This window comes from Leifsonia soli (assembly GCF_013408745.1).
GTDB lineage: Bacteria > Actinomycetota > Actinomycetes > Actinomycetales > Microbacteriaceae > Leifsonia > Leifsonia soli.
The window spans coordinates 1,963,446-1,984,774 of record NZ_JACCBJ010000001.1; the positions used below are offsets into that span (position 1 = coordinate 1,963,446).

At 70.6% G+C, this 21,329-nt stretch carries 15 protein-coding genes; 2 read left to right on the top strand and 13 right to left on the bottom strand.

Annotated elements, in window-relative coordinates; translation table 11 throughout:
* Positions 1-164: 164 nt before the first annotated feature.
* From BJ963_RS09525 to sucC, 10 genes are all read right to left on the bottom strand, one after another.
* On the bottom strand, positions 165-1,979 hold the full coding sequence (locus tag BJ963_RS09525) for an ABC transporter transmembrane domain-containing protein (RefSeq protein ID WP_179456209.1): 1,815 nt from the start codon (positions 1,977-1,979) through the stop codon (positions 165-167).
* Positions 1,976-3,850 (bottom strand): ABC transporter ATP-binding protein, encoded by a 1,875-nt coding sequence (locus BJ963_RS09530; RefSeq protein ID WP_179456211.1) that lies wholly within the window; start codon positions 3,848-3,850, stop codon positions 1,976-1,978. The genes BJ963_RS09525 and BJ963_RS09530 overlap by 4 nt, the downstream gene beginning before the upstream one ends.
* A 416-nt stretch (positions 3,851-4,266) precedes the next feature.
* Positions 4,267-5,505, bottom strand: a complete 1,239-nt coding sequence (gene ddaH, locus BJ963_RS19390) for a dimethylargininase (protein WP_179456213.1) — start codon at positions 5,503-5,505, stop codon at positions 4,267-4,269.
* 24 nt (positions 5,506-5,529) lie between these two features.
* Complete coding sequence (locus BJ963_RS09540) at positions 5,530-6,585, bottom strand: Glu/Leu/Phe/Val dehydrogenase family protein (protein WP_179456215.1); 1,056 nt, start codon at positions 6,583-6,585, stop codon at positions 5,530-5,532.
* 104 nt (positions 6,586-6,689) lie between these two features.
* On the bottom strand, positions 6,690-8,270 hold the full coding sequence (gene purH / locus BJ963_RS09545) for a bifunctional phosphoribosylaminoimidazolecarboxamide formyltransferase/IMP cyclohydrolase (RefSeq protein WP_179456217.1): 1,581 nt from the start codon (positions 8,268-8,270) through the stop codon (positions 6,690-6,692).
* Positions 8,267-8,860, bottom strand: a complete 594-nt coding sequence (purN, locus tag BJ963_RS09550) for a phosphoribosylglycinamide formyltransferase (protein WP_089908714.1) — start codon at positions 8,858-8,860, stop codon at positions 8,267-8,269. Before purN ends, purH begins: the two co-directional genes overlap by 4 nt.
* Before the next feature lie 35 nt (positions 8,861-8,895).
* Entirely contained in the window at positions 8,896-10,197 is a 1,302-nt protein-coding gene (locus BJ963_RS09555) for a cell division protein PerM (protein WP_179456219.1), read from the bottom strand.
* 55 nt (positions 10,198-10,252) lie between these two features.
* The gene (locus tag BJ963_RS09560) at positions 10,253-11,638 is read right to left on the bottom strand and encodes a hypothetical protein (protein WP_179456221.1); all 1,386 of its coding nucleotides are present in this window, start codon (positions 11,636-11,638) and stop codon (positions 10,253-10,255) included.
* Between the two features lie 132 nt (positions 11,639-11,770).
* A complete protein-coding gene (gene sucD, locus BJ963_RS09565) occupies positions 11,771-12,658 on the bottom strand; it encodes a succinate--CoA ligase subunit alpha (RefSeq protein ID WP_018191900.1) in 888 nt (295 codons plus the stop codon).
* 17 nt (positions 12,659-12,675) lie between these two features.
* Positions 12,676-13,839, bottom strand: coding sequence for an ADP-forming succinate--CoA ligase subunit beta (gene sucC / locus BJ963_RS09570; RefSeq protein ID WP_179456223.1), 1,164 nt, complete (start codon positions 13,837-13,839; stop codon positions 12,676-12,678).
* Positions 13,840-14,072: 233 nt separating this feature from the next.
* Between sucC and BJ963_RS09575 the strand changes: the two genes are divergently transcribed.
* Both BJ963_RS09575 and BJ963_RS09580 read left to right on the top strand, forming a co-directional pair.
* Positions 14,073-15,671 (top strand): hypothetical protein, encoded by a 1,599-nt coding sequence (locus tag BJ963_RS09575; protein ID WP_179456225.1) that lies wholly within the window; start codon positions 14,073-14,075, stop codon positions 15,669-15,671.
* Positions 15,672-15,728: 57 nt separating this feature from the next.
* Complete coding sequence (locus BJ963_RS09580) at positions 15,729-16,574, top strand: oxygenase MpaB family protein (RefSeq protein ID WP_179456227.1); 846 nt, start codon at positions 15,729-15,731, stop codon at positions 16,572-16,574.
* On the opposite strand, the gene BJ963_RS09585 is transcribed toward BJ963_RS09580, so the two are convergent.
* From BJ963_RS09585 to BJ963_RS09595, 3 genes are read right to left on the bottom strand one after another with little or no spacing between them, the layout of a single operon-like run.
* Positions 16,571-17,635: an FUSC family protein gene (locus BJ963_RS09585; protein WP_179456229.1), complete on the bottom strand. Its 1,065-nt coding sequence runs from the start codon at positions 17,633-17,635 to the stop codon at positions 16,571-16,573. The genes BJ963_RS09580 and BJ963_RS09585 overlap by 4 nt on opposite strands.
* Positions 17,632-20,178 (bottom strand): ATP-dependent helicase, encoded by a 2,547-nt coding sequence (locus BJ963_RS09590; protein WP_179456231.1) that lies wholly within the window; start codon positions 20,176-20,178, stop codon positions 17,632-17,634. The genes BJ963_RS09585 and BJ963_RS09590 overlap by 4 nt, the downstream gene beginning before the upstream one ends.
* A gap of 50 nt (positions 20,179-20,228) precedes the next feature.
* Positions 20,229-21,311, bottom strand: a complete 1,083-nt coding sequence (locus tag BJ963_RS09595; protein WP_179456233.1) for a glycerophosphodiester phosphodiesterase family protein — start codon at positions 21,309-21,311, stop codon at positions 20,229-20,231.
* Positions 21,312-21,329 lie beyond the last annotated feature (18 nt).

The window sequence follows — 21,329 nt, forward strand, 5'->3', positions numbered from 1 at the left end:
TCGAAGCAGTCATCGACACGGAGAGAAAATCCCCCACCCGTTAAGACGCACTCGTGCTCCGAACATGACGCTGCTCGTCGCCAACCGGGACAGCCCTCCCCTAACGTGCGGAGGGGACCACGGGACCTTCCCCGTGGTCCCCTCCGGACCCGCGACCGCGGCCGCTACACGAGCGAGTCGCGCCAGGCGGCGTGCAGCTGGGCGAAGCGGCCGGTGCCCGCGATCAGATCGTCGGGCGTGCCGTCCTCGACCACACGGCCGTGCTCCATGACGAGCACCCGGTCGGCGATCGCGACCGTCGACAGACGGTGCGCGATGATCACGGCCGTCCGGTCGGCGAGCAGCGTCTGCAGCGCCTCCTGCACCAGGCGCTCGCTCGGGATGTCGAGCGAGCTCGTCGCCTCGTCCAGGATGAGCACGGCCGGGTCCGCGAGGAACGCCCGGGCGAACGAGATCAGCTGACGCTGACCGGCGGAGACGCGGCCGCCGCGCTTGTTCACGTCGGTGTCGTACCCGTTGGGCAGACCCTCGATGAACTCGTGCGCGCCGACGGCCTCCGCCGCCCGCACGATCTCGTCGCGCGTCGCATCCGGCTTGCCCAGGGCGATGTTGTCGGCGACGGAGCCGCTGAACAGGTACGCCTCCTGCGTCACCATCACGATCGCCCTGCGGAGATCCTTCGGGTGCAGGTCGCGCAGGTCGACGCCGTCCAGCTTCACCGCGCCCGCCGTCGGGTCGTAGAAGCGCGAGATCAGCTTCGCGAGCGTCGACTTGCCCGCGCCGGTCGAACCGACCAGCGCGACCGTCTGCCCTGCCGGGATGTCGAGCGTGAACTCCGGCAGGATGACGCGGTCCTTCTTGTAGGCGAACGACACCTCGTCGAAGCTCACGTGCCCCTGCGCCGACCACAGGTCGACCGGCCGCACCGGATCCGGAACGCTGGGCTCCTCCTCCAGGACGCCGGAGATCTTCTCCAGCGCCGCGGCGGCCGACTGGTAGGAGTTGTAGAACATCGCCATCTCCTCCATCGGGTCGAAGAAGCGCCGCGTGTACAGGAGCACCGCGAGCAGCACGCCGATCGCAAGCTGGCCGTCGGCGACGCGGAAGCCGCCCACCAGCAGCACGACGCCGACCGTCACGTTGCCGATCATCACGAGGCCGGGGTCGAAGATCCCGAACAGCTGGATGACGCGGGCGTTCACGTCGCGGTACTCCTCGACCAGACCGCCGAAGTCCTTCTCGTTGCGCTTCTCCTTGCGGAACGCCTTGACCGCACGGATGCCGGTCATGGTCTCCACGAAGTGCACGATCAGCTTCGCCGACGCCACCCGCGAGATGCGGAACAGCACCTGCGAGCGCTTCTGGAACCACCGCGTCAGCAGGTACAGCGGCACCAGCGACACCAGCAGCACGACACCGCTCACCCAGTCGATCGAGAACAGCGCGATCGCGATGAACAGCATGTACAGGAAGCCCTGGACCAGCTGGTTGATGCCCGAGTCGAGCAGCTCCCGGATGGAGTCCAGGTCGCTCGTCTGGCGCGAGATGATCCGGCCGGAGGTGTACGACTCGTGGAACTCCAGCGACAGCTTCTGCGTGTGCAGGAACACCCGCTTGCGCAGGTCGAGCAGGATGGCCTGGCTGATCCGCGCACTCAGCACCGTGTACCAGGCGATGAGCGCGGCGCCGATGACGCCGGTGACCAGGTAGGCGGCACCGGCGGCTGCCAGCGGGAACCAGTCCTGCTTCAGCAGCGCCGGGAGGCCGTTGTCGATGCCGAAAGCGATGATGGCGGGGCCGGCCACCTGGGCGGCCGTGCTCACGACGACCACGACGGCCGTCAGCGCGAGCCGCACCCGCAGCGGGTGCAGCAGGGAGCCCAGCAGGCGCAGCGAACGGCGCCGGACCTGCCTGCTCTCCTCCTTGCTGAGGTCGTTGCGCTCCTCGCCTTCGACACCCAGGACGGTCGTGGTGCTCACAGGTTCACCTCCTCGAGGATCTCTTCGTTCTGTTCGTCCTCCAGGCTGGAGATGACGAAGCGGTAGTGCTCGCTGGTCGCGAGCAGGTCGTGGTGGGTCCCCACCGCGGTGATGCGGCCGTCCTCCAGCAGCGCCACCCGGTCGGCGAGCATCACCGTGGACGGCCGGTGCGCGACGATGAGGGCCGTCGTGGATGCGAGCACCCGGCGCAGCGCGGCCTCGACGAGCGCCTCGGTGTCGACGTCGAGCGCCGACAGCGGGTCGTCGAGCACCAGGATGCTGGGGTTCGCGGCGACGGCACGCGCGAGGGCGAGCCGCTGGCGCTGGCCTCCGGACAGGCTGAGCCCCTCCTCGCCGACCTTCGTCTCGACGCCCTCCGGCAGATCGTAGACGAAGCCCGCCTGAGCCACCTCGAGGGCCTCGGTCAGCACGCGCTCGGCCTCCGCCGAGGCGGGATCGAGGTCGTCGCGGCCGAGCAGGACGTTGTCGCGCACGGACGCCGAGAACAGCGTCGCATCCTCGAACGCCATGGCGATCGCCTTGCGCAGGTCGTAGCGGGTCAGGTCGCGCACATCCACGCCGTCCACCTTCACCGCGCCGCCGGTCACGTCGTAGAGACGCGTCGTCAGCGCTGTGAGCGTCGACTTGCCCGAACCGGTCAGGCCCACCAGCGCCATCGTCTCGCCCGGACGGACGGTCAGACGGACGCCGTCGAGAAGGTCGGGGAAGCGCTCCGGCGAGTCCTGGTACCGGAAGTGCACGTCGTCGAAGACGAGCTCGCCCCGCGGCTCCGCGATGCGCTGGGGCTCGGCCGGATCGGTGATGGCGTTGACCTCGTCCATCACGTCGAAGTAGCGGTCCGCCGCCGTGCGCGTGTCGAAGGTCATCGACAGCAGGAAGCCGATCGACTCCACCGGGAAACGCAACACGGTCGCCGTGGCGAAGAAGGCGACGAGCTCGCCCACCGACAGCTGACCCTGAGCGGACAGCCAGACGCCGACGACCAGGCAGATGCCGAACGCGACATCCGGCACCAGCAGCAGCCACAGCCAGATGCCGGCGATGGCCTTCGCCTTCTCGATCTCGGTGCCGCGCAGTTCCTCCGCGCGCGACTCGAAGGTCTTCAGGGCGTGCTTTCCGCGTCCGAATGCCTTCAGCACGCGGATGCCGTGCACCGACTCCTCCACCGCCGTCGCCAGGTCACCGGCCTGGTCCTGGCTGCGCCGGGCGATCACCGAGTACTTGTTCTCGAACACGAACCCGTAGATCCAGAGCGGGATGGAGCACACCAGGAAGATGAGCCCGAGGATCCAGTTCCACCCGATCAGGATCGCGAACCCGACCACGATGGTGACGACGTTGACCACCAGCAGCACGATGCCGAAGGACAGCCACCGGCGGATCATGCTGAGGTCGCTCACCGCGCGCGACAGCAGCTGGCCGCTCGGCCAGCGGTCGTGGAAGGCGACGGGCAGGTCCTGCAGCTGCGCGTACAGCGCGTTGCGCATCTTGGCCTCGACGTGCGTCCCCGGGGTCAGCACGAACCAGCGCCGCAGCGAGATGAACACCGCTTCGGCAGCGCCCAGCCCGACCACGAGCAGCGCGGCGGGCCACACGGCCGACGGGTCGCCCGTCGACAGCGGGCCGTCGACCAGCCAGCGCAGCACCTGCGGGATGCTCAGCGCGACCAGGCTGGCGAACAGCGCGGCCACCATGCCGAGCACGATGCGGGGCGCGGCGGACTTCGCGTACGGGAGGATGCGCAGCAGGATGCGCGCGGTGCTCTTCCGCTTCGCGGCGGTCTTCGGAGTCCGAGTGTTCGGAGTCTGTGTGTTCGGAGTCTGTGTGTTCGGAGTCTGGGCGACAGACATGGATGATCCGTTTTCTGTGAGTGTCCGACGTCATGGAGCCGGCGGCGAGCACGCGGAGGAGTCGCCGAAGACACGCCGACGATGGCGGGTCTTGTGATGGGGATGCGAGGAGCGCCCGCGGACGCTCCCGGTGTCGTGCGCCGCGGCGCGCGGCGAAGGGCGGGGAGCTACCGCCCGGACGGTCGGGCGTCGGCCGCGAGGGCGGCGACGAACCCGGGCACGGTGATCTTTCGTGCGGTCTCGATCGTCGTCATGGCGTCCTCCCAGCCTCGATGTACACGTCCGTTGTGCCGCGACAAGGCAGCCCTACAGCTTATGCCCAGGTTCACAGGAAACGCAATACCCCGTCGAGACGTGAGTCGTTGCGGGAAATCGCGTCGAGTGGTGACGTGATGTCACCACTCGACGGGAGGGGGTCAGCGGATGCGGACCGAGAGGCAGGTGACGCAGCCCTCGAGCTTCTCGAACTCGGAGATGTCGACCTGGACGACCGTGTAGCCGAGGTCCTCGACGAGCGCCACCGACTGCGGGGCGGAGGACGACATCAGCACGGTGTCGTCGGAGAGCACGACGACCGCGGTGCCGTGGGCCTCGGGCACCGGGAGGAAGCGCTCGAAGACGCGCGTGTCGTCCACGATCGGCTCGTAGCCGATCACGGTTCCGTCGGGCAGGGCGGTCACGGCCGTCTTGAGGTGCAGTGCCTTGGTGACCGGCACGGCGACGACGGTGTACCCGAGCGGCGCCGCGATGGCACGGAGCTGGCGGATGCCCTCCGCGTTCGTGCGTCCGCCGCGGCCGACATAGACGGTCGAGCCGACCTTGAGCACGTCGCCGCCCTCGAGCGTCCCCGGCGCCTCGATGCGCTCCAGGTGCAGCCCCTGGGCGCGCAGCGCGGCCTCGGTGCCGACGACCTCCGCGCGGCGGGACTCCGCGCCGGGCAGGGTGATCACAGCGGTGTCGCCCAGGACGACGGCGGTGTCCTCCACGAACACCGAGTCGGCCAGCGTGTCGGCGCTCGCCACCTCGACGGTCTGCCAGCCGGCCGCGGACAGTGCGGCGACGTAGGCGTCCCACTGCGCGTCCGCGCGCTCCGCATCCACCGGCTGACGGTCGATGTGGGTGACCAGGCCCTCGGCGAGGTTGCCGGCGGGGATGCGGACGAGCGCGACCTTGCGGTCGGTCTCGAACCGGCTGCGGGTGCCCTCGACGATGCGGAACAGCCAGCGGCCGAAGGTCGGGGTGAGCGCGGTGATGGCGACGGCGTAGAGCAGGTTGATCCCCAGCAGGGTGCCGAGCACCGCGACGATCAGATCGCCGGTGAGCGGCGAGCCCGCCGAACCGGAGCTCCCCGCCGTCGCCGTGAGAAGCGTCCCGACCGCAGGCGCGAGCACACCGGTCAGCACGCCCGCGATCAGTGCCGTCCACCACCGGTCGAAGGCACCGACGAAGCCTGCGATCCAGAGCAGCACGAAGGCGATGACGCTGGTCAGCGAGAAGTAGTTGCTGACGGCGACGATCAACGCCCCCGACGGGGCCGACGACCCGGCGAGGCTCCCCACGTAGAACGCGGCGATCATCGCCGCGTGAACGACGAGGACCACCACGAGGGCAGCGACAAGGGATGCGATGAGCCGGCGGCCCCAGGAAGACGTCATGGGATCCAACCTAGCGGAGCGCTGCTATGCGTTCGCTGGCTCCCGGAGCCGGCCGAGCGCGAGCTCGTCCGCCGCCTGCAGCGTGGTGATGCCGCGCTGGTCGGCCGCGCGGAAGATCTCGGCGACCGTGTCGCCGATCCGCTCGACTCGCTCCTGCGTCGCCTCGGCCGTCACGCCGGGCTCGCCCGCCATCGACAGGAAGATCACACCACCCGCGTTGACGACGAAATCGGGGGCCCAGAGGATGCCGCGCTCGGCCAGGCGCTCCGCTCCGGAGCGGTGCGCGAGCTGGTTGTTCGCGGGACCGACGACGGCCGCGACCCGCAGCTCGTCGATCACCCGGTCGGTCAGCACGCCGCCGACACCGGCGGGGACGAACACGTCGCCCTCGACACGGTGGGCGTCCTCCGGCTCCACCCACGTGGCTCCGAGGGCGTCGGCGAGAGCGCGCTTCGCGGGGTTCACGTCGGTCACCGTCAGCACGGCTCCCTCACTGGCGAGACGCATCGCGATGAGCGACCCGACATGGCCGAGTCCGAGCACGATGACGTGGCGGCCGGCGACATCCCGGCTGCCGAACGCCCGCTCCATGGTGGCCTGCAGGCTGGCGTATACGCCCGCCGCGGTCGCATCGCTGGGCTCGCCGACACCGCCCTCCGACGGCGGGAGGCCGCAGACGTGGGCGGTGCGCGTCGCGACGACGGACATGTCCTCCGCGCTCGTGCCGACATCCTCCGCCGTCATGTAGCTGCCGCCGAGCGTCTCGACCGCGTCGCCGAGATCGAGCATGGCCTCGTAACGCTCGGTCGGCGTGAGCACCGTGCCCCGCGGCACGTAGACGACGGCCTTGCCGCCGCCGCGGTTGAGGCCCGCAGCGGCGTTCTTGAGCGTCATGCCCTCGGCCAGCCGAAGCGAGTCGGCGACCGCCTCCTGCCAGGAGTCGTAGGTCCAGACCCGGCAGCCGCCGAGGGCGGGGCCGAGGACGGTGGAGTGGACCGCGATGCTGATGGTGAGGCCGCTCCGCCTCCCCTTCACGACGTGCAGTGTTTCGTGCGGCAGGTCTGCGGGCAGGACGGACATCGGTGTCTCCTCGTGGGATCGCGGTGAAAAGGTGTGACGGTCTTGTGGACCGTCGTCCATTCTCCCGCGACCCGGCCGCGGAGGCAACGTCGCCGCGCGTTCTCCTAGTGGAAGAAGTGGCGCTCGCCCGTGAAGTACATGGTCACGCCGGCCGCCTTCGCCGCCGCGATCACGTCCTCGTCGCGGATGCTGCCGCCCGGCTGCACGATCGCCCGCACACCGGCGTCGATCAGGATCTGCGGGCCGTCGGCGAACGGGAAGAACGCGTCGGAGGCCGCGACGGACCCGACCGCGCGCTCTCCCGCCCGGCTCACCGCCAGGGTGCACGAGTCGACGCGGTTGACCTGGCCCATCCCGACCCCGACGGACGCGCCGTCGTGGGCGAGCAGGATGGCGTTCGACTTCACCGCGCGGCACGCCTTCCACGCGAACTCGAGATCGGCGCGGGTCGCAGCGTCCGCCTCCTCGCCGGCCACCAGCGTCCATCCGGCGGACGAGAACTCATCGAACCGATCCGAGTCCTGCACGAGCACGCCACCCGAGATCTGGCGGAACTCGGTCAGCGCCCGGGCGTACCCCTCGGGCAGCTGCAGGATGCGGAGGTTCTTCTTCGTCTGCAGAAGCTCCAGCGCCTCCGGCTCGTAGGCCGGGGCGATGAGCACCTCGGTGAAGATCCCCTTCACGGTCTCGGCCATGGCGAGCGTGACCGTGCGGTTGGCCGCGATGACCCCGCCGTACGCCGACACCGGGTCGCACTCGTGCGCCTTGCGGTGCGCTTCGGCGATGTCGTCCGCCACCGCGATCCCGCACGGGTTCGCGTGCTTGATGATGGCGACGGCCGGCTCGCGGAAGTCGTAGGCACTGCGCAGCGCGGCGTCCGCATCCACGTAGTTGTTGTACGACATCTCCTTGCCGCCGAGCTGGGTCGCCTGGGCGATGCCGGTGCCCTTCGGGTCGGCGTAGAGAGCGGCCGCCTGGTGGGAGTTCTCGCCGTAGCGGAGGGTCTGCTTGAGCTCGGCCCGCGCCTCCCAGCGCTCGGGGAAGTCGTCCGTGGAGGGGGCGTCACCGGCGAACCAGGCGGCGACGGCGCCGTCGTAGGCGGCCGTGTGCGCGAAGGCCTTCGACGCGAGCTCACGGCGCTGGTCGAAGGTCGTTCCGCCCGCGGCGACCGCCGCGACGATGCCGTCGTAGTCGGAGGGCGACACCACGATCGCCACGTTCGCGTGGTTCTTCGCGGCGGCGCGGACCATCGCCGGGCCGCCGATGTCGATCTGCTCGACGACATCGTTCCCGACCGCTCCGGAGGCCACCGTCTCGACGAAGGGGTACAGGTTGACGACGACGAGCTCGAACGGCTCGATGCCGAGGTCCTTGAGCTGCTCCTCATGCGACGCCAGGCGCAGATCGGCGAGCAGGCCGGAGTGGATGGCCGGGTGGAGCGTCTTCACGCGCCCGTCGAGCGACTCCGGGAAGCCGGTGACGCTCGCGACATCGGTCACCTCGTGGCCCGCATCGCGGATGGTCTGCGCCGTCGAGCCGGTCGAGACGATCTCGACGCCCGCCGCGGCGAGCGCCCCGGCCAGGTCGAGCAGACCGGTCTTGTCGCTGACCGAGATCAGGGCGCGACGGATCGGGACGATGTCCCGCTCGCGGTACAGGCTGGCGTCGTGACGGGGTCCGCTCATGCTCGGGCAAGCTCCTCGAGGTCGATGTGTCCGTTGGCGATGTCGAGCACGGCGTCGATGAGCAGCCGTCGCTCCACGGGTTTGATGCGCTCGTGGAGGGCGGCCTCGGTGTCGCCCGGCTCCACCTCCACGCGCTCCTGGCTGATGATGGGGCCGGCGTCCACACCGTTGTCGACGACGATCAGGCTGGCGCCGGTCTGGGTCACGCCGGCGGCGAGGGCGTCGCGAACCGCGTGAGCGCCCGGGAACTCCGGCAGGTACGCCGGGTGGGTGTTGATCAGCCACGGCGAGAGCGCCTCGACCACGCGCGGCGGAACCAGGCGCATGAAGCCGGACAGGATGGTCAGGTCGGGCTCCCACTGCCGGATCTGCTCGAGCAGGGCGTCGCCCCACTCCTCGCGGCTCGGGTACGAGGTGAAGGGCACCGTGAAGGTCGGGATGCCGAAGCGCTCCGCGTGCTCCAGGCCGTCCGCATCCCGGTCGGCGCCGACGGCCACAACGCGGGCGGGGAACTCGGCGTCCTCCGACGCCTCCAGCAGGGCACGCAGGTTGGAGCCGCCACCGGAGATCAGCACCACGATCGAGAGCACGCCACCAGCCTAGCGGCGCTCGGCGACCGCCTCGGTCACCGCCGGCCGCGCCCGGCCGCCGCCAACCCGATCGCCGAGGCGACCGCGACCTCCGCCGCCGCGAGTCCGGCGACGATCCACGGGTTCGGGCCGACGTCGTGCAGCCTTCCCGGACCGAGGGCGCCGGACGACCACCACGCCAGCAGCCCGAGCTGGATGCCCGCGACCGCGCCGATCCCCACGGCGATCAGCAGGAGCGCCCGCAGACCGTCCAGTCCGCGCACGGCCGTGCGGGAGCGGACGAGGACCCCGGAGACGAAGCCCGCAAGGATCGGGACGACCACGCCGACGAGCCCGAAGCTCCAGCCGCCGGCCGGGATGATGCCGAAGATCGGGAGCCCGGGCACCGGCCCCAGCGCTGTGCCGATCGGACTCACAGACGACCCCGTGCCGAGGGCGAATCCGGGCCCGACCAGCCAGGACGCCATCCACACGACCACGTTCGGGATGACGGCGAGCTGTCCGATGGTCAGCGCAGCACCGCCGGCGACACCGGTCTGGAGCTGCTCGTACAGGCTGATGATCGATCCGTAGTTGCCGAAGATGAGGAGCGCGACGACGAGTGCGGCGACGCCGATCACGATGGCGGTCGCCGCCGTCCCCGCCCGCAGGGCGGCACCCGCTCCGGTGCGCAGCGCGCCGGGGATCGGTGCGGTCGCCGTCCGCAGCACCGCGAGGACGGCCGGTGCGGCCGTCCGTCCGGACGTCGGGCCGCCGGAGCCGCCGTCGAAGGCGCCGGTCGCATCCCTGTCATCCGGGGACGACCGCGGAGTCTCGGAGAAAGCTCCTCCGCGCAGCGCCGCGAACCCGAAACCGGCCGCGATTCCGACCCCGTACACGAACGGCGGGAGGACGATGCCCTGCCAGATCGACGACTGCACCATCGGGGAACCCGCGGTCAGGACGACCAGGGTCGAGATCACGGCGAAGGTCACGAGCGCGCTGAGGGCGCCGACGAGACGCTGATCCGTCTCCGCCGCGCGCATCCCTGTCCGCACGCCCAGCCCGGCGGTGAGCGCGGCGAACCCCAGCAACGCGATCGTCACCTGGAACGGCACGGCCGCGCCGGGAAGCCCGAGCTGCGCGACCGTCTGCGGGTCGAGCGAGACGGTCAGGTTCACGCCGTGTCCGACCAGCCAGACATCGGCGGCCGAACGCCACACCACGGTGAAGTCGGCGCCCAGCTGATACTGCGCCGCCCAGAGGATGGTGATGGGGACGAGGCAGATCCCGATGCCGATGGCGGCGACGATGAGCGCTTCCAGCGCGGCGAGCAGGGCGACGGTTGTGCGACTCATGACCGAACGGAGCCTACCGGCGCGCAGACGGCTCAGGCCGCCGACACTTCGGCGCTCAGGAGACCGTGACGACCGGCGTCTCGTCGTCGGTCGTCTCCGGCGCGGTGATGGCCGGTCGTTGCACGAGCTCGAGCACCGCGACCACGAGCGCTGCGAGCACCAGGGTCCAGATGACCAGCGCGGGCGTCAACGGGCGGACGAACAGCACGACCGCCGCGGCGATCACCGCCACCGCGGCCCGCAGCAGCGTGCGCTGGGCGTACATCCACTCCCCCGCCCTGCCCGTCGTGATGCCGTGGCTCTCCGCGGACGCACGGACCCAGGAGACCCCCGCGCCGAAGAAGCCACGCAGCCGCCGGGGAACGGCGAACGGACCGGAGAACCACCCGACGACCGCGACCGCGATGGCGAGCACCAGCACGGCGACCGCGGTCGCGATCATCGCGTCCGTCACGGTCGAATACAAGGTCTGCGCCAGCCCGGACGGCACCAGCGACGGAGACACCGAGGAGACGAACACGATCCGCCCGATGCCGATCGCCGCCAGAGTGATTCCCATGGCGAGGGCGAGTGCGACCGCTGCCCAGACGAGCGCGAGAGCGCGTCGACGCGCCACGACGACACCGAGTGCGAGCAGGGCGATCGCGACCCAGGGCAGCCATGCGCCGGCGGCGACAGCCAGCCCGTAGAACAGCTGCAGTGTCGGGATGGAGGAGTTCTGGGCGACCGTGATCGTGCGATCCACCGACGGGATCTGCGCGGCGAAGCTGACGCCCTGCTCCACCAGCAGCTGTTTCACGCGGTCGATGATCGGGCCGAGTTGGATGCCGACCGAGCCGTCCGAGCCGACGGTGATCGCCGCATTCGGGTCGTTCTGCATGGTCGCGATCAGCTGGTCGTGACTCGTCCGGAGCGCCTGCTGCCAGACCTGTGCGAACGCCTCGGAGGCCACGAATCGCTGGACGGTCGACTGCAGCAGCGACACGATGCCCTGAGCCAGCGGCCCCTTCAGCGACTCCAGCGCCTTGGTGGCGACCGGGCCGGTGCCGAGGCCCGTGATGCCGTCGATCACCTGGGAGGTGAGCTGGTCGATGTCGACGTTGTCCTGCACAGCCTTCACGGCCTCATCGGTGACGAACGCCTGCACGCCCGGGTCGTGGGCGAGCGGGGCGTACGTCGCGACGAACGAGTCCGTGTCCGTCAGCTGCACCTTCGCCCACGAGGCGATCACGGCGACGGGCGCGAGGATCGCGCCAATGACGATCAGGACCGTCGCGAGCAGCGTCCACGCCCAGCTGCGCTGCCGCTTCACCGGCTCCGGCCGAGGGATCGGCACGGTGTCGCCGTCGGCCGTCGGCTCAGCGCTCCTGCGGAGGGCGGCGTTCTCCTCCTCCAGAGCGGCGATGCGCTGCAAGAGCTCGGTGTTCGTCGGACGAGCCATCGGCGCCTCCTTCCGGCACGGTGCGCTCACTGTAGCGCCGGGGCCGCGGTGTGCGGCAGGGAGTATCTGACCGGGTACGACGAAGGCCGGGACCGCAGTGGTCCCGGCCTCCGGTGTCCGTGCGTCGCGCGCTCAGAGCGCGGCGTAGACCTCGCGGAGCAGTTCGGCGGTCTCGGACGGCGTCTTGCCGACCTTCACGCCGGCGGCCTCCAGGGCCTCCTTCTTGGCCTGCGCGGTGCCGGCGGAGCCCGACACGATGGCGCCGGCGTGGCCCATGGTCTTGCCCTCGGGAGCCGTGAAGCCCGCGACGTAGCCGACGACCGGCTTGGTCACGTTCGCCTTGATGAAGTCGGCGGCGCGCTCCTCGGCGTCGCCGCCGATCTCGCCGATCATCACGATCGCCTTCGTCTCCGGGTCGGCCTCGAATGCGGCGAGCGCGTCGATGTGGGTCGTGCCGATGACGGGGTCGCCGCCGATGCCGATCGCGGTCGAGAAGCCGAGGTCGCGCAGCTCGTACATCATCTGGTACGTCAGCGTTCCCGACTTCGAGACGAGCCCGATCGGGCCCTTGCCGGTGATGGTCGCCGGGGTGATGCCGACCAGCGACTCGCCCGGCGTGATGATGCCGGGGCAGTTCGGGCCGATGATCCGGGTCTTGTTGCCCTTCTCCTTGGCGTAGGCCCACGCCTCCGCCGAGTCCTGCACCGGGATGCCCTCGGTGATCACGACGAGCAGCGGGATCTCGGCGTCGATCGCCTCGACCATCGCGTCCTTCGCGAACGCCGGCGGGACGAAGATGATCGACACGTCGGCGCCGGTCTTCTCGATGGCCTCGACGACCGTCCCGAAGACGGGGAGCTCGACGTCGCCGTGGGTGACGGTCGTCCCGGCCTTGCGGGCGTTGACGCCGCCCACGACCTGCGTGCCGGCCTTCAGCATCAGCGCGGTGTGCTTGGTGCCCTCGCCGCCGGTGATGCCCTGGACGATGACCTTGGAGTCCTTGTTGAGGAAGATAGACATTCTCGTTCGTCCTTCGCTTACTTCGCGGCCAGCTCGGCGGCCTTGTCGGCGCCCTCGTCCATGGTGAGCGCGAGGGTCACCAGCGGGTGGGCGGCCTCGGTCAGGATGCGGCGTCCCTCGTCGACGTTGTTGCCGTCGAGACGGACGACCAGCGGCTTGTTGGCCTCGTCGCCGAGGATCTCCAGCGCCTTCACGATGCCGTTGGCCACCGCGTCGCACGCGGTGATGCCGCCGAAGACGTTCACGAACACGCTCTTCACCTGCGGGTCGTTCAGGATGACGTCCAGGCCCGCCGCCATGACCTCGGCGGATGCGCCGCCGCCGATGTCGAGGAAGTTGGCCGGCTTGACGCCCTTGTGCTTCTCGCCCGCGTAGGCGACGACATCCAGCGTCGACATGACCAGTCCCGCGCCGTTGCCGATGATGCCCACCTGGCCGTCGAGCTTGACGTAGTTCAGGTTCGCCGCCTTGGCCTTGGCCTCCAGCGGGTCGGCCGCGTCCTTGTCCTCGAGGGCCTCGTGGTCGGGGTGACGGAAGTCGGCGTTCTCATCGAGCGAGACCTTGCCGTCGAGCGCGATGATGTCGCCCTCCTCGGTGAGGACGAGCGGGTTGACCTCCACCAGGGTCGCGTCCTCGCCGGTGTAGACCTCGTACAGCTTCACGAAGACGTCGGCGACCTTCTCGACGAGCTCATCGGGGAAGCCTGCGGCCTGGGCGATCTCGACGGCCTTGGCGTGGTCGATGCCACCGCGCGGGTCGACCTCGACGCGAGCGAGCGCCTCCGGCTTCTCGACCGCGAGCTGCTCGATCTCCATGCCGCCCTCGACGCTGGTCAGCGACAGGTACGAGCGGTTGGCGCGGTCGAGGAGCACCGAGAAGTAGAACTCGCGCGCGATCCGGGCGCCGCCCGCGACCATGACGCGACGGACCACGTGGCCCTTGATGTCCAGACCCAGGATGGCCTTTGCGGCCTCCTCCGCCTCGTCCGGGTTCTTGGCGACCTTGACGCCGCCCGCCTTCCCGCGGCCGCCGGTCTTCACCTGCGCCTTGACGACGGTGACGCCGCCCAGCTTCTCGGCCGCTGCGCGCACCTCCTCCGGAGTGTCCGCGACGATGCCCGGAAGGACCGGGACCCCGTACTTCTCGAACAGGTCTCTGGCCTGGTACTCGTATAGATCCACGGTTATCCAATCCGCTGATTGCCCGGTGCGCTCGTGGCTGCCGGCTGATTTCTCTCTGGCGGTCCGACGCGAGAATAGCTCGACGCCGAGATAATTTCGCCACGCAGAATCGTAGTCCCTCCGCCTGAACGAGCCGAAACCGGGAATGTGCTCACAGCGGCAGAGAAGCCTGCGTTCTCCACCGATCGGGCTGAAGCGGTCCTCTCGCCCGGCCTCCCGGCGACCGTGGATGCATGACGTATCGACCTCTCACTCTGATCACCGTGGTGAGCCTCGCCGGGCTCGCCGTCTTCTTGGGCGTCCTGCAGAGCCTGTTCACTCCGACGGCGGCTCGCGCGCTGACGGGCGACGGCCACGGCCCGGGCTACCTGTCCTCGGACGGCTGGTGGCTCGGCGCCTACCATTTCGACGACGGAGCCCTCGGCTTCTGCCTCCATCCCGGCAAGAAAGCGCCGACCGGCATCGGCTACCGGTATGCGGACGCCTCCGAGGTCGGCGGGTGGACACCGGAGCAGTCCGCGGTCTTCGCGTACATCGCTCGGACCTGGGCCGGAAGCGGTGACCGCATGACGGCCGCTGCAGGCCAGCTGGCGACCTGGATGCACGCTGGGCTGCCCGAGGCAGAGGCCCGGGATCGGGCGCGCCGGGCGGGCGCGGACGCCGATGCGGTCTACGCGCGAGCGCTCGAGATGGTGGCAGAAGCGAGCAGTCGCGCGTCGACGGGTGTTCGCGCCGCCGTCGTCGTCGAGCTCGCGGAGACAGGACCCGGCCGCGTGCGGGTCGAGCTGACCGTCGATCGCATCACCGGCCCCGAACTGCTGCCTGCCGGCGCCCACCCCGTCTCGGTGACGCTCGACGGAGCGGACTTCGACGACGGCGGGAGCACGGCGACCATCCGCTCGGGGACCGACGTGGCGATCCGGCCGACCGGAACGGAGGCGAGCGTCGCCGTGAGCGCCGCCGCGACGGCGGGGGATCTCCCCTACGGCAACCGCATCACCGTCGCCCTCCCGACGACGGATGCGCAGGCCGTGCTGATCGCGCAGCCGTCCACGGCGAGCGCTCGGGCCGAGGCGCACGTGACCGGTCCGTCCCCTCTGCCCTTCCAGCCGCGGGTGGGCACGCAGACGTCTCTGGCCGAGGCGCATCCTGGCGCAGACATCGCCGACCACCTCACCGTGAGCGTCGACGCGGGCGACGGCCTGCTGCCGACCTGGGGAGTGCGTTCCGGCGATGACGGCTTCACCCCCGTCGCGGCGGTCGTCGAGAGCACGCTGCACGGGCCGTTCGCCGACCCGATCGTGCGCACCGCCGGCCCGCCGGACGGATCGCCCACCGTCTGCACCGTCGAGACGGTGATCGACGGAGTGGGCGAGTACACCACACCGACGTGCACGCTTCCGGCCGACGGCTACTACGTCTGGACGGAGCGGATCGACCCGGCCCGCACCGAAACCGAGGGCGGCGGCATGCGCCTGCGTCCCTGGACCTCCGAGTTCGGGATCGCGACCGAGATCACCAGGGCCACGACCCCGGCCATCCCACTCTTGGACGCTGGACCCGCCCTCGCGCAGACGCGGCTCGCCGACACCGGCGCCGACACACTGCCGCCCGCACTCTGGGGGTCGGGAGCCGGCGCGGCCGGAGTGCTGCTGATGGTCGCCGGGCGGGTGCGCGCCCGGCGGGCGCGCCGGCCTCGCGGGCGGCGCGCGGCGCTGGAGGGAGCTTTCCTCGATCCGGCGGCGATCGGCCGTCCCGGTCGACGGCCGCGCGTCACCGGCCGACAGAATCTCCGGCCACGACGCGCCCGCTCGACCTGGGTCGCGCGGTGAGCGGCGCACAGGCGCGGCTCTCCGCTCCCTTGCAGGCCGCGGCGACAGGATGGCCGGGTGCGCAGGAACCCCCGCAACAGGCCGGTCGAGGCCGAGGACATCGTGTCCGAGGCACTGACCCTTGCGGGCGGAGGCCGGGCGCTTCTGCTGCAGATCGCGAATCCCGCGGTCGGGTGGGGCGTCGCGGAGCACAGCGACTTCGCCTCGCGGTTGATGGACCGGTTCGACGGCACGATGCTCTACCTCACGGCGACGATGTTCGGCTCCCCGGCGGAGCGCGCGGCCATGAGGAGGGTCGTGAACCGGGCCCACGCGCCCGTCCGCGCGGAGGGAACGCCGGGCGGCCCGGCCTACAACGCCTACGACCCGGAGCTCCAGCTCTGGGTGGCCGCCACCCTGTACCAGACGGTGATGGACCTGCACCGGCGTGTGTTCGGTCCGCTGACACCGGCGCAGGAGGACCGCGCGTACGACGAGCTCTCGCGGGCGCTGTCCAACCTGCAGCTCACGCCCGATCGGTGGCCGAGTGGACGCCTGGCTTTCGACACCTACTGGGAGCGGATGGTCGCATCCCTCCGGGTGGACGACGATGTGCGGGCGGTGTCCCGCCAGATCCTCTTCCCGCGGAGGGTCCCGTGGTGGCTGCGTCCGACGCTGCCTCTCGTCCGTCTCGTCACCGGGGGTCTCCTCCCCGGTCCTGTGCGGCAGGAGTTCGGGATCGCCTGGGACGACCGGCGGCAGCGCCGGTTCGACCGGGCGATCCGCTGGACGGCTGCGGTGTATCCGCGGCTGCCGCTCCGGCTGCGACACCTCCCGCGCGAGCGCTATCGGGCGAAGCTCCGGCGAGCCGTGCGCGCGGACCACGTCGGCGGCGGTGCGCCGCGGCCGTCCGGGGAGCGCTAGGCGGCGAGCCCTCGGCGACGCTCGGCGACGCGCGCGAGCAGCACCAGCGCGATGCCGACGCCCGCGCCGAGGACGGTCTCCAGCACACGGTCGACCACCAGGACGTTCAAGGGCGTCGGGCTCGCCAGGTGCGAGACCGACAGCGCCAGCGGCGTGATGAACACCAGAGCGGCGCCGTAGTGCCGCGCGACCAGGATCTCCGCGAAGAACTGGCACACCACGATGACGCAGATCACCACGAGGGCGGGAGGCGACCAGACGAGGAGCAGAGCAGTGACGGCGATGCCGACCACCGTCCCCACGATCCTGTGCACGGACCGCGAGATCGAATGGGCTGCGCGGGCCGGAGGGATCACGGCCACCAGGCTCACCACGGCCCAGTACGCGTGTCCGAGGCCGAAGCTCAGAGCCACCCCGCCGGCGATCAGCACCCCCACGACGTTCTGGGCGACCGTGAGCCAGACGCGCGGATCACGGACCGCGCCGATATCGACGCCCGGACGCCGGCGGAGCTCGGTCACGAACCCGGATCGGGCGAGCGGGCCGCGGGAGATCCCCGGGATGCGACGGAGGACCCACCCGGACATCGTCAGAGCCCAGGCGAACGCCGCCGTCGCGGCAGCCAGGCCGATGCGAGGAATGGCGTCCGCGGCCGGCGTCGGGACGGCGGCACAGACCAGCAGCGCGAACACGAAGAACAGGGCCTGCGGCGGCACCATCTGGAAGATCGTGACGAACAGGGTCCCGCCGCCGACGACCACGACGAGCGCGACCGCCAGCAGAGCGAGCGGTTCGCCGAGCACAGCGAGCCACACCCCGGCCGAGATGCTCAGCAGGAGCGCGACGGCCGCGACCGTGAGCGTCCGCACGCGCACCCGATACGGCTCGTTCCTTCCATAGAGAGCGGTGAACGCGCCGAATGTCGCGTATGCGGTCAGATCGAGACGACCGGCCGCGAACAGCAGGAACAGCGGAACGGCGACCGCGACGGCCGCCCGCATACCCACCTCGAGGTTGCGCGGCGCCCAGCCCTTCCGCTCTGCCGGGGCGGCCGCCGTCACAGCTTGTCGATCGGGGCGATCTTGATGAGGAGCTTCTTCGCGCCCACCTTGTCGAACTGCACGTGCGCGACGCGCTTCGCGCCCTGCCCCGTCACCTGGGTGACGCGGCCCTCGCCGAAATCGGCGTGGCGGATGCGGTCGCCGGGGGCGAGCTCCAGGTCGCCGTTGTCGCGGACCTTGCCCGTGACGCGGTTGGGCCACTCGGCCTTCGGCCGCTCCTGGCGGAACGTCGACGACGAGAGCGGGTCGTTCCAGCCGGTGCCACCCGAGCCCGCTCCGAGGCCGGGACGCCGGGCGTTGAGCGCGCGCGACTGCGTGCCGCCGCGGCCGTTCGCCGACCCCGGCGACTGGCGCCAGTCGATGAGGTCTGCGGGGATCTCTTGCAGGTAACGGCTCGGCATGGCGACCGCGGTCTCGCCGAACTGCGCGCGCGTCATCGCCAACGACAGGAACAGGCGCTTCTTGGCGCGCGTGATCCCCACGTAGAACAGGCGTCGCTCCTCCGCAGGACCGCCCGGCTCGTTCGCCGACATCCGGTGCGGCAGCAGATCCTCCTCGATACCGGTGAGGAACACGGCGTCGTACTCCAGACCCTTCGCCGTGTGCAGCGTCATCAGCGACACCGAGCCGCTCGAGTCGTCGATCTCGTCCGCGGCCGCGACGAGGGACACCTCGGTGAGGAAGTCGACCAGCGTGCCGTCCGGGTTGTTGCGCGCGAACTCCCGGGTCACAGCGACGAGCTCGTCCACGTTCTCGGCTCGCGCCTCGTCCTGCGGATCGCGGCTGTTGCGCAGCACGTCGAGGTAGCCGCTCCCGTCGAGGAGGAAGGTCAGGATGTCCGCGACCGGCGAGACACCGGCGGGGTTCGACGGATCGATCTTGGCCGCCGCCTCGTCCAGCAGGTTCGACAGCTGCAGGATCGCGTTCGTCACCTTCGGGCCGAGACCGAGCGAGCCGGCATCGCGCATGGCCGCGCGGAACGTGAGTCCGTTGTCCTCCGCATAGCTCGCCAGCTGCGTCTCCGTCGCCGGGCCGATTCCACGCTTCGGGGTGTTCAGGATGCGGCGGAGCGCCAGCATGTCGCTCGGGTTCGCCACCGTGATCAGGTACGCCATCGCGTCCTTGATCTCCGCGCGCTCGTAGAACTTCGTGCCGCCCATCACCTTGTACGGCAGGGCGGAGCGGATGAAGATCTCCTCCAGCGCACGGGTCTGGGCGTTGGTCCGGTAGAAGACCGCGATGTCCTTGTAGTCCATCCCGGCGCTGTGCAGCTTCTCGATCTCGTCGGCGACGAACTGCGCCTCGTCGTGTCCCGAGTACCCGGTGTAGCCGACGATCTTCTCGCCGTCGCCGACCGCGGTCCAGAGCTTCTTGTCCTTGCGGTCGAAGTTGTTGGCGATGACGGCGTTCGCGGCGCTCAAGATGTTCTGCGTCGAGCGGTAGTTCTGCTCGAGCAGGACCACCTTGGCGCCGGGGAAGTCGCGCTCGAACTCGACGATGTTGCGGATGTCGGCCCCGCGGAACGCGTAGATCGACTGGTCCGAGTCGCCGACCACCGTGAGCGAGGCGCTCGGGATGACGCCGGCGGCGTCGCGCAGCGGGCCGACGTTGCGGCCGTGCGCCTCCAGCTCGTCGGCGATGTCCGGCGCGACCGGCATCGTGAGCTCGCGGATCAGCGAGTACTGCGCGTGGTTGGTGTCCTGGTACTCGTCGACCAGGATGTGGCGGAAGCGGCTCTGGTACAGCGCCGCGACCCGTGGGAAGGCGCGGAACAGGAAGACCGTCTCGGCGATCAGGTCGTCGAAGTCGAACGCGTTCGCGCGCCGGAGCTCCCGCGTGTACTGGCGGAAGATCTCGAGGAACATGACCTCCTGCGGGTCGCTCAGGTTGGCCGAGCGCGCGTGGGTCTCCAGGTCGGTCAGCTCGTTCTTCAGCTTCGAGATGCGGTTCGCCGCGCTCCCGACGGTGAAGCCGAGCGTGTCGGCGTCGAGCTCCTTGATGATGCGCTTCAGCAGCGCCCGGGAATCGCCGGAGTCGTAGATGGTGAAGCTCGGCGTCTTGCCGATCGTCTCGGCCTCGCGACGGAGGATGCGGACGCACGCCGAGTGGAACGTGGAGATCCACATGCCCTGCGCCTTGCCGCCGAGGAGCTGCTCGACGCGCTCGCGCATCTCGTTGGCGGCCTTGTTGGTGAACGTGATCGCCAGGATCTCGCTCGGCCACGCCTCACGGCTCTCGATCAGGCCGGCGATGCGGCGCGTCAGGACACTGGTCTTGCCCGAGCCGGCGCCCGCGACGATCAACAGGGCCTGGCCGCGGTATTCCGCGGCTTCGCGCTGCTGCGGGTTGAGGCCGTCGAACAGGCGCTCGCTCGGGCCACGCCACGGGCCGGGGCCGCCCGCGCCCGCCGATCCGCGCGAGCCCCGCCCGCCCGCGCGGGCACCGGCGGTCGCCTCGATGTCTGTGCCGTCGCCCTGCCACCCGTCCAGGATGATCGGGACGGAGGAAGGGGTGGTCTGCGGGGCGTCGGGAAGGCTCGTCATGTCTGCAGTCGATTTTAGTCGCTGCCACCGTCATTCGGTCGCGAGCGCGGTCAGCGGCCGTCGCGGACGGCGACGGCCAGGTCGGGATGGTCGGCGAACACGCCGTCCACCCCGGAGTGCAGCAGGATCGAGAAGTGGCGCCGCCAGTCCCCCCAGGCCGCATCGGCGCCGGTGCCGCCGGCGGCGACGGTGCGGAACTCGGCGGGCAGCATGGCGTTCTCCGGGCGGAGCGTCCAGCAGAACACAGCGAGGCCCGCCGAGTGGGCGAGATCGACGAGGTCCGAAGTGACGGCGCCGACGTCGGCCGCGTCGTCCTCGCCGAACAGTGCCATGGACACGGAGCCGGACGACAGCACCAGGGAGGTCTCGACGCTGATGCCGTCCACCCGGTCGGCCGCCGAGGGAGCCGCCGAACCGAGCGCGTACAGGCCGCGCAGGCTGAGATCGCTGTCGTAGCCGGGCGCCGACGAACCGAGCGCGGCGACGCGGTCCGCCGGCGCGCCCGCGTCCTCCAGCAGGTACACCCGGCGCCCACGGAATCCGCGGTCGTGCAGCTTCACCAGCACGGTGCGCTCGAAGCTCTCCACCACCACTCCGGCGCGATCGGTCCAGCCCGCGTCCGCCAGATCGCGCAGCAGGAGCTCATCCAGCGGATACCCCGCCGCCTCGAAGTACGTCGCGTGCTTCAGCTCGGCCACGAGCCCGGGCGGCCGCGCAGAGCCCTCGCCCGCGCGGTCGATCAGATCGAGCAGGTCGCGGAGGCGGAGCAGCGGGTAGTGGCCGTCGAAGGTGGAGCTGTGCTGCCTCAAGCCCGGGATGCGCTCCCGCGCGCGCAGGGTCGACAGCTCGTCCCACGTGAAGTCCTCCGTGAACCAGCCGGTCTGCGCGACCCCGTCGACCTCCTTCGTCGTCCGGCGGTCGGCGAACTCCGCGCGGTCCGCGACATCCGTCGTGCCGGAGATCTCGTTCTCGTGCCGGAGGACGAGCACACCGTCCTTCGTCGCGACGATGTCGGGTTCGACGGCATCCGCGCCGAGCTGGAACGCCAGCTCGTACGAGCCCTGCGTGTGCTCCGGCCGGTACCCCGGTGCTCCGCGGTGGCCGATGACCACCGGAGCCGTTCGCGCGCGCATGGCCCGATCCTAGCCCGG

Coding starts and splice junctions, on each gene's coding strand:
- BJ963_RS09530 (WP_179456211.1), bottom strand. CDS start 3,850: ATGTCTGTCGCCCAGACTCCGAACACACAGACTCCGAACACACAGACT.
- ddaH (WP_179456213.1), bottom strand. CDS start 5,505: ATGACGTCTTCCTGGGGCCGCCGGCTCATCGCATCCCTTGTCGCTGCC.
- BJ963_RS09575 (WP_179456225.1), top strand. CDS start 14,073: ATGACGTATCGACCTCTCACTCTGATCACCGTGGTGAGCCTCGCCGGG.
- sucD (WP_018191900.1), bottom strand. CDS start 12,658: ATGTCTATCTTCCTCAACAAGGACTCCAAGGTCATCGTCCAGGGCATC.
- BJ963_RS09555 (WP_179456219.1), bottom strand. CDS start 10,197: ATGAGTCGCACAACCGTCGCCCTGCTCGCCGCGCTGGAAGCGCTCATC.
- BJ963_RS09560 (WP_179456221.1), bottom strand. CDS start 11,638: ATGGCTCGTCCGACGAACACCGAGCTCTTGCAGCGCATCGCCGCTCTG.
- BJ963_RS09540 (WP_179456215.1), bottom strand. CDS start 6,585: ATGTCCGTCCTGCCCGCAGACCTGCCGCACGAAACACTGCACGTCGTG.
- BJ963_RS09595 (WP_179456233.1), bottom strand. CDS start 21,311: ATGCGCGCGCGAACGGCTCCGGTGGTCATCGGCCACCGCGGAGCACCG.
- BJ963_RS09590 (WP_179456231.1), bottom strand. CDS start 20,178: ATGACGAGCCTTCCCGACGCCCCGCAGACCACCCCTTCCTCCGTCCCG.
- purH (WP_179456217.1), bottom strand. CDS start 8,270: ATGAGCGGACCCCGTCACGACGCCAGCCTGTACCGCGAGCGGGACATC.